This window comes from Streptomyces bikiniensis (assembly GCF_000716625.1).
GTDB classification, from domain to species: Bacteria; Actinomycetota; Actinomycetes; order Streptomycetales; family Streptomycetaceae; genus Streptomyces; species Streptomyces bikiniensis.
Genome location: NZ_JNXJ01000017.1, coordinates 84,154 through 100,650, shown reverse-complemented (window position 1 = coordinate 100,650; position 16,497 = coordinate 84,154). Strand labels below are relative to the sequence as shown.

Below are 16,497 nucleotides of genomic sequence, written 5' to 3'. Positions count from 1 at the left end.
CTTCCGCGTGCCGTACGGGGTTCAGCCCCTGCGGCCCGCGAGCTTCCAGGCGGCCGGGAGGGCGCCCATCGCGAGGGCGGCCTTGAGGGCGTCGCCGATGAGGAACGGGACGAGGCCGGCGGAGACGGCCTGGCCGAGGGTCATGCCGGTGGCGAGGGCCAGGTAGGGCACGCCGACCGCGTAGACGAGCGCGGAGCCGAGGGCCATCGCGCCGGCCGTGCGGAGCACCGAGCGGTCGGCGCCGCGGCGGGCGAGGGCGCCGACGACGGTGGCGGCCAGGAGCATGCCGAGGACGTAGCCGAAGGACGGCATCCCGTAGCCCGAGGTGCCCTGCGCGAACCAGGGCACGCCCGCCATGCCGACCACCGCGTACAGCGCGAGGGAGAGGAAGCCGCGGCGGGCGCCGAGGGCGGTGCCGACGAGCAGGGCGGCGAAGGTCTGGCCGGAGACCGGGACCGGGGAGCCGGGGACCGGCACCGAGAGCTGCGCGGCGAGACCGGTGAGGGCGGCGCCGCCGACGACGAGGGCGAGGTCGCGGGCGCGGCTCGCCGGGATGAGGTCGGCGAGGACGATGCCCGGCCGGAGGGAGCGGACGGGGGCGGCGGCGGTGCTCATCGGTACTCCGCGGGGGTGAGGGTGGACGGACAGGTTGACGCTATGCCAGGAGTGAACGTTCGATCACCGTCAGCGGCTGACAAAGCAGAGGCCGACCACTTCATGGGGTTTCGACAAAGGACGGTTTTCCCGCCGCGCGCCACGTGACCCTTGTCACTGGTAACTCGCTGGGAGACGCCCCTTTTGCGTCGGAGGGAGGTCAGCGGAGAGACTGTGGAGTCTCCATAAAGCACCGTCTCCAGCACCGCCTCCCGAGAGCACGAGCCCCTCACCATGCCCGACGCCCCGCCGCCCTCTCCGCTCACCGAACCGGAGCCCCTCTCCCACGGTCTGAAACAGCGTCACCTGACGATGCTGGGACTCGGCGGGGTGATCGGCGCGGGGCTCTTCATGGGCTCGGGGGCCGGCGTCGCCGTCGCCGGGCCGGCCATCGTGCTCTCGTACCTGATCGCGGGCGCGCTCGCGATGCTGGTGATGCGGATGCTGGGCGAGATGTCGGCGGCGATGCCCGCGTCGGGCGCCTTCTCGGTGCACGCGGAGCGGGCGCTGGGCCGCTGGGCGGGCTTCTCGGTGGGCTGGCTGTACTGGTTCCTGCTCGTCGTGGTCCTCGCGGTGGAGGCGACGGGCGCGGCCCGGATCGCGCACGGCTGGGTGCCGGGGGTCCCGCAGTGGGGCTGGGTCCTGGTCTTCATGGTGGTGTTCACGGTCGCCAACCTGGCGGCGGTGAAGAACTTCGGCGAGTTCGAGTTCTGGTTCGCCGCCCTCAAGGTCGGCGCGATCGTCCTCTTCCTGGTCCTGGGCGTCCTCGCGATCGCCGGCTGGCTCCCGGACACCGACCCGGTCGGGCTCGCGAACCTCACCGGGCAGGGCGGCTTCCTGCCCAACGGCTGGTCCGGGGTGGTGTCGGGGGTGCTCGCCGTCGTCTTCGCCTTCGGCGGCCTGGAGGTCGTCACGATCGCGGCGGCCGAGTCGGACGACCCGGCGCGGAACGTGGCGCGGGCGGTGCGCAGCGCCGTGTGGCGGATCCTGCTCTTCTACGTGGGCTCGATGCTGGTGATCGTGACCCTGCTGCCCTGGACGTCGATGGAGCCGGGCGAGTCGCCGTACGTGGCGGTCCTGGACGCGATCGGGGTCCCGGCGGCGGGCCAGATCATGAACGTGGTGGTGTTCGTGGCGCTGCTCTCGGCGCTCAACGCGAACCTGTACGGCTCCTCGCGGATGGTGTTCTCGCTCGCCGAACGCGGGGAGGCGCCGCGGGGGCTCCTGAAGGTCTCGGGCGGAGGGGTGCCGCGCCGGGCGGTGCTCGCCTCGGTGGCCTTCGGCTTCGTCTCCGTCCTGCTCAATCTGAAGTGGCCGGACTCCGTCTTCCTCTACATGCTCAACGCGGTCGGCGCGGTGCTGCTCTTCGTGTGGGGCCTGATCGCGGTCTCGGAGCTGCGGCTGCGGCGCCGGATCGAGCGGGAGGCGCCCGAGACGCTGACCCTGCGCATGTGGGGCTTCCCCTGGCTGACGTGGGTGGCGCTCGCGGCGATGGGCGCGGTGCTCGTCCTGATGCTGTACGACGAGGGCGCGCGGCCGCAGGTGCTGTGGTCGGCGGGGGCGACCGGAGCGGTGCTGCTCGTGGCGTGGGTGCGGGAGCTGCGGGCGGGCAGGGGCTGAGGGGAGCGGGGCCGAGGGGCGTACGCGGCGGGCCCGGGGCGCGTGAGGACCGCCCACGAAACCGCCCACGAAACGGAACCGACTCTTCACCTTGTGTGAACCCCGTGCTCGTATAGCGGACGTCTGTTCCCTCTCAGCGGTGTGCCCGCCCAGACTGTGGCCCGTTCCCCCGTCCCAGCCAGTGAACAGGGCGGCCCATGTCCCGGACCACCGTGCCCGCTTCCGTCGACCGCGAGGACGACGGCGCGGCCCCCGCCGAGGGGCTCTCCCACGGCCTCAAGCAGCGCCACCTCTCGATGATCGCCCTCGGCGGCGTCATCGGCGCCGGTCTCTTCGTCGGCTCCGGCGCCGGCATCGCCGCCGCCGGCCCCTCCATCGTCATCGCCTACTCCCTCTCCGGCATCCTCGTGATGCTGGTGATGCGGATGCTCGGCGAGATGTCCGCCGCGAACCCGGCCTCGGGCTCCTTCTCCGTCCACGCCGAGCGCGCCTTCGGCTCCTGGGCGGGCTTCACCTCGGGCTGGGCCTTCTGGTTCCTGCTCTGCGTCGCCGTCGGCCTGGAGGGCATCGGCGCGGCGAAGATCATGACCGGCTGGTTCCCCGGCAGCCCCGAGTGGGCCTGGGTCGCGCTCTTCATGGTGGTCTTCTGCGCCACCAACCTGGCGGCCGTGAAGAACTTCGGCGAGTTCGAGTTCTGGTTCGCCGCGCTCAAGGTCGGCGCGATCGTCCTCTTCCTGGGCATCGGCGTCCTGGCGATCACCGGTCTGCTGCCCGGCGCGGACGCCCCCGGCACCGCCAACCTCACCGGTGACGGCGGCTTCTTCCCGCACGGCTCCGAGGGCCTGATCGTGGGCCTGCTCGCCTCGGTCTTCGCGTACGGCGGCCTGGAGACGGTCACCATCGCGGCGGCCGAGTCGGAGCACCCGGTGCAGGGCGTCGCCAAGGCGGTCCGTACGGCCATGTGGCGGATCGCGCTCTTCTACATCGGCTCCATGGCGGTCATCGTCACCCTGGTGCCGTGGGACGACCCGGCGGTCGTCGAGAAGGGCCCGTACGTCGCCACCCTCGACCACCTGGGCATCCCGGGCGCCGGCCAGATCATGAACGTGGTCGTGCTCGTCGCCCTGCTCTCGGCGATGAACGCCAACATCTACGGCGCCTCCCGCATGGCCGGCTCGCTGGTCGCGCGCGGCCAGGGCCCGAAGGCGCTCGGCCGCACCTCCGGCGGCGTCCCCCGCCCGGCCGTGCTCGCCTCCTCCGTCTTCGGCTTCGGCTGCGTGCTGCTGAGCTACTGGCGCCCGGACGACATCTTCGTCTGGCTGCTCAACACCATCGGCGCGATCATCCTGGTCGTCTGGTTCTTCATCGCCGCCTCCCAGCTGGTGCTGCGCCGCCGCACCGAGCGCGAGGCGCCCGAGAAGCTGGTCGTGCGGATGTGGGCCTTCCCGTTCCTGACGTGGGTGGCGCTGGCCGGCATGGCGGTGGTCTTCGTCCTGATGGCCCGCGAGGAGGACACCCGTACGCAGCTGTACTGGACGGGCGGCCTGACCCTGCTGCTCGCCGCCGTCGGCCTCGTACGCCAGAAGGCGGCACGGAGCCGTACTTCCTGACCCCGTCCCGCACCCGCGGGAAACCCCCGGACCGCGCCCGGTCCGGGGGTTTCTCCATGCCCGGACACGAGACCTAGGACGAAGGGCTGATCAACTACCCGACGCACCTGCTGTTAGCCTGCACCTGCATACAGGTTGCAACAAGCAGGAGCAGTCGAAGGGCCGGGCACATGCCGATCTACACACTTCCCGAGCTGCCGTACGACTACGCGGCGCTGGAGCCGGTGATCAATCCGCAGATCATCGAGCTGCACCACGACAAGCACCACGCGGCTTACGTCAAGGGCGCGAACGACACCCTGGAGCAGCTGGAGGAAGCCCGCGACAAGGACCAGTGGGGTTCGATCAACGGGCTGGAGAAGAACCTCGCGTTCCACCTCTCCGGCCACATCCTCCACTCCATCTACTGGAACAACATGAACAGCCCGAAGGACGGGGGCGGCGGCGAGCCGCTGGCCGCCGACGGCGTCGGTGACCTCGCGGACGCGATCACCGAGTCCTTCGGCTCCTTCGCGAAGTTCAAGGCCCAGCTGACCAAGGCCTCCGCGACCACCCAGGGCTCCGGCTGGGGCGTCCTCGCGTACGAGCCGATCAGCGGCCGGCTCATCGTCGAGCAGGTCTACGACCACCAGGGCAACGTCGGCCAGGGCTCGGTCCCGATCCTGGTCTTCGACGCCTGGGAGCACGCCTTCTACCTGCAGTACAAGAACCAGAAGGTCGACTTCATCGAGGCCATGTGGCAGGTCGTCAACTGGCAGGACGTGAACAAGCGCTACCACGCCGCCAAGGCCTCGGTGCCGCTGATCTCCTTCTGAGCCCGTCCTGACCGACGGCCCCCCTCGTCCTGCTCGTGATCGTCTTCTCAACCTTCACTTGCAGGCGGAATGAGGAAGAACCCCCGCGATGACGTGAATCGCGGGGGTTCTTCTGTGCCCGGGGAACGCGACGGCTACTCGAAGCTCGGCGCCGCCGTGCGGGTGCGCTTGATCTCGTAGAAGCCCGGCGTCGACGCCACGAGCAGCGTGCCGTCCCACAGCCGGGCCGCCGCCTCGCCGCGCGGGGTCGGGGTGACCACGGGGCCGAAGAAGGCGACCTCGTCGCCGTCCGGGCCCGGCACCGCGACGACCGGGGTGCCGACGTCCTGGCCGACCTTGTCGATGCCCTCCTTGTGGGAGGCGCGCAGCTCGGTGTCGTACGTGTCCTTGTCGGCGTACTCCACCAGGTCCTCGGGCAGGCCGACGTCCTTCAGGGCGCCGGCGATCGCCTCGCGGGTCGGGCCCTCGCCGTTGTTGTGGAAGCGGGTGCCGAGCGCGGTGTAGAGCTTGCCGACGACCTCGTCGCCGTGCAGCTCACGCGCGGCGACGACGACCCGGACCGGGCCCCAGGCCTTGGTCTCCAGCATCTCCCGGTACTCCTCCGGGAGCTCGTCGAGCCGGTTCTCGTTGAGCACGGCGAGGCTCATCACCTTCCACCGCACGTCGACCGGGCGCACCTTCTCCACTTCGAGCATCCAGCGGGAGGTCATCCAGGCCCAGGGGCACAGCGGGTCGAAGTAGAAGTCTGCGGTGGTCCTGCTCTCGGACATGTCACTCCTCGGTACGGCCGCGGGAAAAAGGTGGTGCGCCAGTGGGGAAGAACGCCACGCACCCGGAAGGGCATTCCCGTGCGCCGGGCGACAGGGGCACATGGGAGGATCGGTGCTGTTTCGAACGTGCCACGAAGGAGTGACCGTGCCCGGTGAGAATCTGTCCCGCGACGAGGCCCGCGAGCGGGCGGCGCTGCTGTCCGTCGACGGGTACGAGGTCGAACTCGACCTGCGCTCGGCGGTCGGCGAGTCCGACGAGGCGGTGCGCACCTTCCGCTCGGTGACGACGATCCGCTTCCGCCGCACGGGGACGGGCACGAGCACCTTCGCGGACCTGATCGCCCCCTCCGTGACCGCGGTGACCCTGAACGGGCGGTCCCTGGACCCGGCGGAGGTCTTCGACGGCGCGCGGATCGCGCTCGACGGCCTGGAGGACGAGAACACGCTCGTCGTGGACGCGCGGTGCGCCTACAGCCGGACCGGCGAGGGCATGCACCGCTTCGTCGACCCGGAGGACGGCGAGGTCTACCTCTACACGCAGTACGAGCCGGCCGACGCCCGCCGGGTGTACGCCAACTTCGAGCAGCCCGACCTGAAGGCGCCGTACCGCTTCTCGGTGACCGCGCCGGAGGAGTGGACGGTCTGGTCGAACGGCGCCGGGGAGCGCGACGCCGGGGGCGTGTGGCGGTTCGCGGAGACGGCGCCGATCTCCACGTACATCACCTGCGTGGTCGCCGGCCCGTACCACCACGTGACCGACACCTACCGGCGCGGGGACCTGGAGATCCCGCTCGGGGCGATGTGCCGCAAGGGGCTCGCGAAGCACTTCGACGCGGACGACGTCTTCCTGGTCACCAAGCAGGGCTTCGACTTCTTCCACGACAACTTCGACTTCCCGTACCCCTTCGGGAAGTACGACCAGGCCTTCGTCCCCGAGTACAACCTCGGCGCGATGGAGAACCCGGGCATGGTGACCTTCCGCGAGGAGTACGTCTTCCGGGGCAAGGTCACGCAGGCCTCGTACGAGGCGCGGGCCAACGTCGTGCTGCACGAGATGGCGCACATGTGGTTCGGCGACCTGGTCACCATGGTCTGGTGGGACGACCTGTGGCTGAAGGAGTCCTTCGCGGACTTCATGGGCTCCTTCGTGAACGCCGAGGCGACCCGCTTCACGAACAGCTGGGTGACCTTCGCCAACAACCGCAAGTCCTGGGCGTACCGCGCCGACCAGCTGCCGTCCACCCACCCGATCACGGCCGACATCCGTGACCTGGAGGACGCCAAGCTGAACTTCGACGGCATCACGTACGCCAAGGGCGCCTCGGTGCTCAAGCAGCTCGTGGCGTACGCCGGGCGGGACGCGTTCCTGGAGGGGGCGCGCCGCTACTTCAAGCGCCACGCGTACGGGAACACGCGCCTGAACGACCTGCTCACGATCCTGGAGGAGACCTCCGGACGCGACATGAAGGCGTGGGCGAAGTCCTGGCTGCAGACCTCCGGCGTCAACGTCCTGGCGCCGGACGTCACCTACGACGCCGAGGGCCGGATCACCGAGCTGGCCGTCCTCCAGGAGGGCGACGAGCTGCGCCCGCACCGGACGGCCGTGGGCCTCTACCGGCTGGACGCGGACGGCGCGCTCATCCGGTACGCGCGGGCCGAGGCGGACGTCACCGGCGCGCGCACGGTCGTGGCCGACCTCGCGGGCGAGGCGCGGCCCGACCTCGTGCTCGTCAACGACGACGACCTCACCTACTGCAAGATGCGCTTCGACGAGGGCTCCCTCGCCACCCTGCGGGAGCACCTGGGCGACGTCACCGACCCGCTGGCCCGCGCCCTGTGCTGGTCGGCACTGTGGAACCTGACCCGCGACGGGCTGGTGCCCGCCCGGGACTTCGTCGCCGTCGTGCTGGCCTTCGCGGGCCGCGAGACGGAGATCGGCGTCCTCCAGATGGTGCACGCCTGGACGAAGTCGGCCGTCACCCTGTACGCGGACCCGGAGTGGCGCGAGGAGGGCGGCCGGCTGCTCGCCGAGGGCGGGCTGCGCGAGCTGCGGGCGGCGGAGCCGGGCAGCGAGCACCAGCTGACCTGGGCGCGGTTCTTCGCGGCGGCGGCCTCCACCGACGCCGACCTCCAGCTCCTGGAGGGGCTGCTCGACGGCACGGCGCGGATCGACGGCCTGGACGTCGACCAGGAGCTGCGCTGGGCGCTGCTCTCGCCGCTCGCCGTGCACGGGCGGGCGGACGAGGCCCGGATCGGCGAGGAGCTGGCCCGGGACGACACGGCGACGGGCAAGCGCCACCAGGTGCGGCTGCTCGCCTCGCGCCCCTCGGCGGCGGTCAAGGCACAGGCCTGGGCGCAGGTCGTCGAGTCGGACGCCCTGTCGAACGCGCTGGTCGAGGCGACGATCGCGGGCTTCGTCCAGCCCTCGCAGCGCGAGCTGATCGCCCCGTACGCGGAGAAGTACTTCGCGGCGATCGAGCGCCTGTGGGCCGAGCGGTCGATCCAGATCGGCATGGACGTGGTCCGGGGGCTCTTCCCGGGGCTCCAGGACGACCCGGCGACCCTGGCCGCCACGGACGCCTGGCTGACCTCCCACGAGTCCTCCGCCCCGGCCCTGCGGCGCCTGGTCCTGGAGTCCCGCGACGACCTGGCGCGGGCCCTGCGCGCCCAGGAGTGCGACCGCGCGGCGGAGTGACGGGCGACCGACGCGACGGGGGTCACGGGCTTCGGCCCGGGGCCCCCGTCGTCGTGTGCGCAGGGGGGCGTCTCATCGGCATTCGAACGCGCGTACTTTAGGGCGAGCTTGTCCCCAATTGTCGACGAGCGTGTAACAGGGGTTAGGGGAGCCTTCGGAAGCGGAAGACCCCCGGCATGAACCACAACGCCCCCCTCACCCCCCGCCCCCTCCCCCTCTCCTCCCGCACCGGTCGCACCCGACGTCTCGCCAGCTCCGCCCAGTTGAGGGCGCAGGGCGTGCCCGCCGCCGACGTCGCCGCGCGGTGCCGGCCCGGTGGCTGGCAGCAGTTGCTGCCCGGTGTCTTCCTGCTCCAGCCGGGGCCGCCCACCAGCGAGGACCGGCTGCACGCCGCGCTCCTCTACGCCCGCCGGCCCGAAACCCTGCCGCAGCAGGGGCCGGAGGCGATGATCACCGGGCTCGCCGCCCTGACCCTGCACCGCTTCTCGTCCGCTCCCCCGCTCACCGCCCTGGAGCGCATCGACGTCCTGGTGCCGCGCACCCGACGGCTGCGGTCGACCGGCTGGGTGCGGGTGGTGCGCGCCCCGGAGGCGCCGGAGCCGGTCCAGCTCACGGGCGTCCCCGTCGCCCCGGTCGCCCGCGCCGTCGCCGACGCGGTGTCGGGCCTCCCGGCGGCGGAGGAGGTCCGCGCGCTGCTCACCGAGGCGGTGCGCGGCGGCCACTGCGAGCCGGCCGCGGTCGTACGGGAGCTGAGCCGGGCCCGGCTGCTCTCCCGGCCGCACGTGGTGGACGCGGTGGACGCGGTGCTCACCGAGGGGCGCTCGCTCTCCGAGGAGCGGCTGTACGAGCTGGTGCGGGAGTTCGGGCTTCCGGACCCGCTGTGGAACGTGGACCTGCGGCTGCCGGGCGGTCCGCACCTGGGCGGGGTGGACGCCTATTGGCCCGACCAGGCGGTGGCCGTCGAGCTGGACACCCGGGCGCCCCGGCAGGACGACGACGAGCTGTGGTCCGAGCACGCCCGCAAGCGCGAGCACCTGGAGCGGCTCGGCATCACGGTGGTCCACCTCACCCCGCGCAAGCTGCGCGAGGCGAGGGAGCAGCAGGCCGCCGTGGTCCGTACGGCCCTGATGGCCGCGCCGGACCGGCATCCCGCCGCGTACGTCGTCGTCCTGCCCCGGTGATGTCCTGGGTATCAGGCACGGTGCCGCGGAACTCGGCCTGCGGGACGGCGACGGCGGTACGGGTGGTGCGGACGGCACGGGTGGTGCGGACGGCCGGTATGCGGACCCCCCTGGGGCGCCGCGCGGCGTGTGCCCCGGTCGGCGGGCAGGACCCGCCGGGGTGCCGGGAGGGTTGAGCGGTTCGGTGAGCCGAGCAGTTTCCAGTCGTTCTCAGCCGCTTTCATCCGTTCGGCGGGAGGGTGGGGTCGAGCGGCACGCTCAGCCGGGAACGGCCGGTCGGGGGCCGCTCGCGCCACAGGTCGAGGCCGACGTCGACGAGTCCGACGCGGGGCAGGCCGGGGACGGCGGAGAGGGGGTGCCAGGCGGCCAGGTCGGTGGAGCCGCCGGTCTCGGCGCGCAGCTCGCCGCCGGTGATCCGGGCCTCGTAGACGATGCCGAGGCCCTGGAAGTCGCCGGGTCCGGCGAAGCGGCGCGGCCAGGAGCGCCGGACGGAGTCGACGCCGAGGAGGGCGACGGGTTCGGCGGTGTACCCGGTCTCCTCCTCGACCTCCCGGACCATGGTCCGCGTGGGCTCCTCGCCGTGGTCCATGCCGCCGCCCGGCAGGGTCCACAGCCTGCTGCCGTCGCCCGCCACCCAGCGGGCGAGCAGGATCTCGTCGTCCCGGACGCACACGGCGTAGGCCGACACCCTCAACTCCTTCTTCATGCGCCGAGGTTAGATCCAGTACGTGGGGTACGTCCGCCCCGTCGCGGGAGCGGCCGCGAGGCCGGCGGCGACCAGGAGGAGGCAGGCGAGGGCGAGAAGGCCGAGAAACGGCCAGAAGGGCGGGGACTGGAGGGCGACGACGACGGCCGTGGCGGCGGCGGGCGAGTGCGGGGCGCGGGCGAGGGCCATCACGCCGAGGGCGAGGCCGCCCGCGACGGCGGCGCCCCACGGTCCCGGACCGGCCGCGGCCAGGACCGCGAACCCGGTGAGGGCGGAGAGGAGTTGGCCGCCGACGACCGAGCGGGGCTGGGAGAGCGGCAGGTCGGGGGCGCCCGCCACGAGCGCGGCGCTCGCGGCGAGCGGCGGGATCAGCAGGGGCTGGCGCAGGAGGGTGCCCACCGCGACCAGGAGGAGCAGCACGGCGACCGCGGCGGCGGTGGCACCGAGGAGGACGCGGGGGCGGGGCCGGGCGGGCGGCCGGGGGCGGGGTGCGGATGCCGCCGGCGCGGCGGAAGGCCGAAGGGCTTCGGGGACTTCGGGGACTTCGGGGACTTCGGGGGCCTTTGCGGCCGGGGTGGTGGGCACGGGGTCCTCGGGGTCGTCGGGGTCGTCGGTGGGGACTGCGGGAACAGCTGCCGCGCGTGCGGGCCCGCGGGCCGGTGGGCCGGTGGGCCCGCACGCGTGGAGGTCCGTCGTCAGGGTGCGGTCGGGTTGGCCGGTGAGTACTCCGGGGCCGACCAGCGCAGGGGGCTGGCGCCCGGCGTCTCCACCACGCGGTCGGCGCGGAAGCGGACCACGCGTGCGTCGGGGCCGTACTCGGCGTGCGCGCGGCCGGTGAGCTGGAGGGTCGTCCCGGTCTCCCAGTCCAGGAGGAGCAGTCCGGCGCGGCCGTCCGACTCCAGGTTGCCCAGGGTCAGGAACATCGCGTTGCCCGGGTAGTCCCGCCAGCTCAGCTCCCGGGGCCCGTCGACCCGGACGAAGCCGGGGTTGCCGCCCCGGTGGCTCGCGTCGGCGCCGTCGGGGGCGGCGGTGGCCACGAAGAAGGTGTCCGCCGCCCGGACGCGGGCCGCCTGGGCGGGGGTGAGCGCCGTGCCGTGGTGCGGGGTGCCGGTTCCGGGGCCCGCGGGCCCGGAGCCGTACCACTGTCTCTTCTGGAGGTACTTGGGGCAGTTGGAGAAGACCTGGTCCGCGTCGACGGTGAGGCCGCGGGGGCCGGGCCGGGCGGTGCCGTTGAGGCGCATGCGGCGGCGGGTGCGGGGATCAAGGGCGATCGTGCCGACGGGGGTGCCGGCCGGGACGATCGCGCCGGCGAGCGGGTCGCGGGCGGGGACGCCGCCCGCGACGGAGACGGTGTGCGGGCCGGTGGCGCGGGCGAAGCCGGGCGGGCCGGTGAGCAGGCTCGCCCAGACCTGCCCGCCGGCGTCCGCCGCGCCGATCACCAGCATCGGCTGCGCCTCCAGGAAGGCGGCGGCGACCGGGCGGATGCCGGGGCCGACGGAGCGGCCCACGTGCTCGGCGAGGTCACGGACGCCGACGCGTTCCTGCACGGCGAGCGATCCGGGGTGGTAGGCGTCCACGGGTTCCTCCTGGCGGTCTCTCGGACGGGATCCGGAAGCAGGGATCTAGAAGAAGCCGCAGGCGGGGGCCCCGGTCGAGGGGGCCGGGGCCGTTTCGGCGCCCTTCGGGACGGAGATCTCCAGGCGGGTGCCGTCGGGGTCGTGGAAGAAGATGCCGCCGGAGGCCGCGCCCTCCCGGTGGGCCACGACGCCCTCGTACGCGAAGGTGGTGCCGCGCGCGGTGAGCGCGGCCTCGGCGGCGCGGACGTGGTCGATGGACTCGGCCTCGAAGGCGAGGTGGTGCAGGCCGGGGCGGCCGGGCTCGTAGGGGCCCTCGGCCTGCTGCCAGAGGGCGATCACCAGGCGCCCGTCCCTGCCGAGGAAGGCGTACTCCTCCCTCTCCGGCTCTCCCTCCGCGCTCCTCCCGATGACCTCGAAGCCGAGCACGTCGGCGTAGAAGGCGAGCGAGCGCTCCAGGTCGGTGACGTTGACGGCGACGTGGTGCGTGGTGAGCGTGCCGATCGCGGACATGACGGTTCCCTCCCGTGGGGGCCGCCCCGGCTGGGGTAACCCTCTAATTCGACTTTAGAGGTTAGAAGGAGCGAGCGTCAACCGCTCACGTACTCTTGAGGGGTTAGCACGCGAGGAAATCGAGGAAGGTGTCCGCCCATGACCGCCGTCGACCCCCGGCCGCTCACCGGCGAACCCGTCTCCCTCGACCTGCTCAACACCCGCTGGATCGAGGAGGGCGTCCGCCGCGACCTGCTCACCGGCGTCGACGGGCTCGCCGTCTGGCTCGCCGCCAACGGCCTGGAGGGGCGGTTCGCCGCCGACGCCGCCACCCTGCGCCACACCCTCGCCGCCCGGGACGCGCTCGCCGCGCTCGTGGACCACCCCGGCGACCCCGCCGCCACCGCCCGCGTCGACGCCGTCCTCGGCCACGGCCGCATCCGGGCGACGCTCACCGCCGAGGGCCCCGGCGAGGAGCCCGAGTTCGCGGACCCGGCACGGGGACCGGGCTGGACCGCCGCCCGCGACTACCTCGACCTGCTGCGCACCGCGCCCGACCGGATCCGGGCCTGCGCCCACGAGGCGTGCATCCTGCACTTCTTCGACACCTCGCGGAACGGCACCCGCCGCTGGTGCTCGATGGCGGTCTGCGGCAACCGGGCCAAGGCCTCCCGGCACCACGCCCGCTCCAAGGGGGCGTGACGCCCCGGTTGGGGCCGGTTCATCCCCCGTGGCACATCGGGCGCACTGGCGGGTTCACGCCATGACGCACACCTTCTCCCTGTCAACTCTCCCCAAAACCCTGTCATTTACGAAAGGCTGAGCGGTCATCCGGAACCGATATCCGGACCCTCTCCTTCACAGACAGGGATGTACATGGCCACCCCCCAGACTCCGGGTCCCATAACCCGGTCCTCGGCGCCCGGGCGGAGACGGGCGGCGCGCGTCGCGGCCGCCGCCGGTCTCGTCGCCGCGCTCGTCGCGACCGGCACCGTGCCCGCGTTCGCCTCCGACGACCCCGGGACCACTCCCCCGGTCAAGGCGTCGGACTCCGCCGACAAGCTCGGCGCCGTCGACGCCCAGCGCCTCACCGAGGCCCAGGCGACCGGCGAGAAGAACGTCACCGTCCTCGTCGCCACCGCCCCCGGCGCCACCGAGCAGGTCGCCGCCCAGCTGGACGCCGTCGCCGGCGCCTCGGTCGGCAAGCGGCAGGACGAGCTCGGCTACGTCCGCGCCACCCTGCCGACCGCCAAGGCCGAGGCCGCCATCCGGGCCGCCACCGAGCTCTCCTCGGTCCAGGCCGTCGACCTCCAGGCCGAGATCCCGCTGGACGACCCGCGTCCGGACACGGGCGGCGCGACGGGCCCCGTCGAGGGGACCACCGTCAAGAAGACGTACCCGGCGCCCAGCCGGAAGACCCCGGCGAAGAACCCGTACAACCCGTCCCACGAGACGGGTGCGGTCGACTTCGTCGAGAGCCACCCCCGGGCCGACGGCCGCGGCGTGACCATCGGCGTCCTGGACTCCGGCGTCGACCTCGCCCACCCGGCCCTGCAGAGGACCACCACCGGCGAGCGCAAGATCGTCGACTGGGTCACCGCCACGGACCCGCTGACCGAGGGCGACGCCACCTGGCGCCCCCAGATCACCCCGGTCTCCGGCCCCGTCTTCACCTCCTCCGCGCAGAGCTGGAAGGCCCCGGAGGGCTCGTACCAGTTCAGCCGCTTCACCGAGTCGATCACCGCGGGCGGCGACCCGGCCGGCGACATCAACCGGGACGGCGACACCACCGACGTCTTCGGCCTGCTGTACGACCCGGCCGCCGGAACCGTCCGCGTGGACACCGACCAGAACAACGACTTCACGGACAACGCGCCGATGAAGCCGTACAAGGACGGGTTCCAGATCGGCTACTTCGGTACCGACAACCCGGCCACCGAGGTCGTCGAGAAGACCCCGTTCGTCGTGGAGATCCGCAAGGACGTCCCGATGGACCCGGCCGGCGGCACCTGGGTCGGCAAGAAGGCCGACTTCGTCAACATCGGCCTCGTGGAGTCCTCGCACGGCACCCACGTCGCCGGCATCACCGCCGCCCACGGCCTCTTCGGCGGCCGGATGAACGGCGCGGCCCCCGGCGCGAAGATCGTCTCCTCGCGCGCGTGCACCTGGACCGGCGGCTGCACCAACACCGCCCTCACCGAGGGCATGACGGACCTCGTCGTCAACCGCGGCGTCGACATCGTCAACATGTCGATCGGCGGCCTGCCGCAGCAGAACGACGGCGACAACGTCCGCGCCCGCCTCTACACCCGCCTGATCGACCAGTACGGCGTCCAGCTGGTCATCTCGGCCGGCAACTCGGGCCCCGGCATCAACACGATCGGCGACCCCGGCCTGGCCGACAAGGTCCTCTCGGTCGGCGCGGCCGTCTCCAAGGACACCTGGGCCGCCAACTACGGCTCGGCCGTCGCCAAGAAGTACGCCATGTTCCCCTTCTCCTCCCGCGGCCCGCGCGAGGACGGCGGCCTCACCCCGACGATCACCGCCCCCGGCTCGGCCGTGAACACCATCCCGACCTGGCTGCCGGGCGCCGGTCTCGCCGAGTCGGGCTACGCGCTGCCCGCCGGCTACGGCATGCTCAACGGCACCTCGATGTCCTCGCCGCAGGCGGCGGGCGCGAGCGCGCTGCTGCTCTCGGCCGCCAAGCAGCGGGGCATCGCGCTCTCCCCGCTGACCCTGCGCACCGCGCTGATCTCCACCGCGCAGCGCATCCCCGGTGTCGCCGCGCACGAGCAGGGCGCCGGCCTCATCGACGTCGAAGAGGCCTGGGAGTCCATCAAGGACGGCGCGACCGCGCACGACTACACGGTGCAGGCCCCGGTCGACACCCTGATCTTCCCGGCCCCGCGCACCGGCACCGGCGTGTACGACCGCGAGGGCGACCTGAAGGTCGGCCAGAAGCGGGTCTACGACGTCACCGTCACGCGCACCAGCGGCCCGGACCGCCCGGTCCGGCACGACCTGGACCTCAAGTACAACGACGGCACCTTCCGCATCGTCAGCGACGACCGCATCTACCTGCCGCTGAACAAGCCGGTCACCGTCAAGCTCCAGGCCAAGGCGTCCTCCGCCGGCGTGCACAGCGTCATCCTGGAGGCCGACGACGAGCGCACCGAGGGCGTCGACAAGCAGATCCTCGCCACCTCGGTCGTCGCGAGCGACCTGGCCGCCCCGGGCTACACGTACACCGCCCAGGGCTCCGTGCAGCGCAACAGCACCACCTCCCACTTCGTCACCGTGCCGCAGGGCGCCAAGACACTGGAGGTCTCGCTGTCCGGTCTGAAGGCGAAGAGCCAGACCCGCTTCATCGCGATCCACCCGGTCGGCGTCCCCGTCGACCCGACCGCGACCACGGGCTGCTACCCGCACTACAACCCGGCCAACACCTGCCGCCCCGACCTGCGCTCCTACCCGAACCCGACGCCGGGCGTCTGGGAGGTCGAGGTCGAGGCCCGCCGCACGTCGCCGGACCTGGACAACCCGTACACCCTGGGCGTCTCGGCGCTCGGCGTCGACTTCGACCCGGCCGTCCAGACCGTCCCGGAGGCGAAGGTCGGCACCCCGGCCCCCGTCCAGTGGAAGGTCACCAACCGCTTCGCGGGCATCGAGGGCACCCTCAAGGGCGGCTCCCTCGGCTCGCAGAAGACCGAGACGCCGACCATCCGGCACCACGAGACGCACACCCGGACCGTCACCATCGGCGAGGGCGTCGAGCGGCTCGACATCGGCATCGGCAACACCTCCGACCGGGCCGCCGACCTCGACCTGACCGTGCTGCTCGACGGCAAGCAGGTCGCGCAGGCCGCCGACGGCGACTCGGAGGAGGCCGTCTCCCTGGTGAAGCCGGCCGCGGGCACGTACACCGTCGTGGTCGACGGCTACTCGGTCCAGGCCGCGGGCGGCACCACGTACGACTACAAGGACGTGTACTACTCGTCCGCGCTCGGCACCGTGAAGGTCGACGGCTCGAAGCCGGCCGCCCTGCCCAACGGCGGGTCCGCCACGGTGACGGCCGAGGTCGTCGTCGCCGGCGCCGCTCCCGAGGGACGCCAGTTCTTCGGCGAGGTGCAGCTGGTCAACGCCCGCGGCACCGTCGCGGGCACCGGCAGCGTCCTGATCGGCTCCGTCACCCCGTAACACCGCGTGACGCCCCGTGACGGGGAGGGGCGGGTGCCGGTTCCGGCGCCCGCCCCTCCTCCGTCTCCGTCCCGGACCTTGGACAATGGATTGGACAAGGCGACCGTGTCCGCCCGCATGATGGACGGGCGGCACCCCCGCCCGCACGTCCCCATGAGCAGTCCCCATGAGCACGGAGGAGTC

At 72.7% G+C, this 16,497-nt stretch carries 13 protein-coding genes; 7 read left to right on the top strand and 6 right to left on the bottom strand.

Annotated features, from left to right (window positions below; genetic code table 11):
* Positions 1-21 precede the first annotated feature (21 nt).
* On the bottom strand, positions 22-615 hold the full coding sequence (locus OO47_RS16170; RefSeq protein ID WP_030210661.1) for a biotin transporter BioY: 594 nt from the start codon (positions 613-615) through the stop codon (positions 22-24).
* Positions 616-888: 273 nt separating this feature from the next.
* On the opposite strand from OO47_RS16170, the gene OO47_RS16165 reads away from it, so the two are divergent.
* From OO47_RS16165 to OO47_RS16155, 3 genes are all read left to right on the top strand, one after another.
* Complete coding sequence (locus OO47_RS16165) at positions 889-2,274, top strand: amino acid permease (protein WP_030210658.1); 1,386 nt, start codon at positions 889-891, stop codon at positions 2,272-2,274.
* Positions 2,275-2,471: 197 nt separating this feature from the next.
* A complete protein-coding gene (locus OO47_RS16160) occupies positions 2,472-3,884 on the top strand; it encodes an amino acid permease (protein ID WP_030210656.1) in 1,413 nt (470 codons plus the stop codon).
* A gap of 170 nt (positions 3,885-4,054) precedes the next feature.
* The gene (locus tag OO47_RS16155; protein WP_030210654.1) at positions 4,055-4,699 is read left to right on the top strand and encodes a superoxide dismutase; all 645 of its coding nucleotides are present in this window, start codon (positions 4,055-4,057) and stop codon (positions 4,697-4,699) included.
* Positions 4,700-4,833: 134 nt separating this feature from the next.
* Here the strand turns inward: OO47_RS16155 and OO47_RS16150 are convergent, their stop codons facing one another.
* Positions 4,834-5,469: a mycothiol-dependent nitroreductase Rv2466c family protein gene (locus tag OO47_RS16150; protein ID WP_030210648.1), complete on the bottom strand. Its 636-nt coding sequence runs from the start codon at positions 5,467-5,469 to the stop codon at positions 4,834-4,836.
* Between the two features lie 145 nt (positions 5,470-5,614).
* On the opposite strand from OO47_RS16150, the gene pepN reads away from it, so the two are divergent.
* On the top strand, positions 5,615-8,164 hold the full coding sequence (gene pepN / locus OO47_RS16145) for an aminopeptidase N (protein WP_030210640.1): 2,550 nt from the start codon (positions 5,615-5,617) through the stop codon (positions 8,162-8,164).
* Between the two features lie 176 nt (positions 8,165-8,340).
* On the top strand, positions 8,341-9,345 hold the full coding sequence (locus tag OO47_RS16140; protein WP_030210637.1) for a hypothetical protein: 1,005 nt from the start codon (positions 8,341-8,343) through the stop codon (positions 9,343-9,345).
* Between the two features lie 220 nt (positions 9,346-9,565).
* Here the strand turns inward: OO47_RS16140 and OO47_RS16135 are convergent, their stop codons facing one another.
* The 4 genes from OO47_RS16135 to OO47_RS16120 form a co-directional block, all read right to left on the bottom strand.
* The gene (locus tag OO47_RS16135) at positions 9,566-10,051 is read right to left on the bottom strand and encodes an NUDIX hydrolase (protein ID WP_030210633.1); all 486 of its coding nucleotides are present in this window, start codon (positions 10,049-10,051) and stop codon (positions 9,566-9,568) included.
* Between the two features lie 9 nt (positions 10,052-10,060).
* Positions 10,061-10,636, bottom strand: a complete 576-nt coding sequence (locus OO47_RS16130; protein ID WP_078489680.1) for an HPP family protein — start codon at positions 10,634-10,636, stop codon at positions 10,061-10,063.
* Positions 10,637-10,746: 110 nt separating this feature from the next.
* Positions 10,747-11,628: a pyridoxamine 5'-phosphate oxidase family protein gene (locus tag OO47_RS16125; RefSeq protein WP_030210629.1), complete on the bottom strand. Its 882-nt coding sequence runs from the start codon at positions 11,626-11,628 to the stop codon at positions 10,747-10,749.
* A 45-nt stretch (positions 11,629-11,673) separates the two neighbouring features.
* Positions 11,674-12,138 carry a VOC family protein gene (locus OO47_RS16120; RefSeq protein WP_030210627.1) on the bottom strand — a complete coding sequence of 155 codons (465 nt, stop codon included), beginning with the start codon at positions 12,136-12,138 and terminating at the stop codon, positions 11,674-11,676.
* A gap of 138 nt (positions 12,139-12,276) precedes the next feature.
* Here OO47_RS16120 and OO47_RS16115 point away from each other — a divergent pair, with 138 nt between their 5' ends.
* Positions 12,277-12,819, top strand: coding sequence for a CGNR zinc finger domain-containing protein (locus tag OO47_RS16115; RefSeq protein WP_030210625.1), 543 nt, complete (start codon positions 12,277-12,279; stop codon positions 12,817-12,819).
* A gap of 174 nt (positions 12,820-12,993) precedes the next feature.
* A complete protein-coding gene (locus OO47_RS16110) occupies positions 12,994-16,314 on the top strand; it encodes a S8 family serine peptidase (RefSeq protein WP_030210623.1) in 3,321 nt (1,106 codons plus the stop codon).
* Positions 16,315-16,497 lie beyond the last annotated feature (183 nt).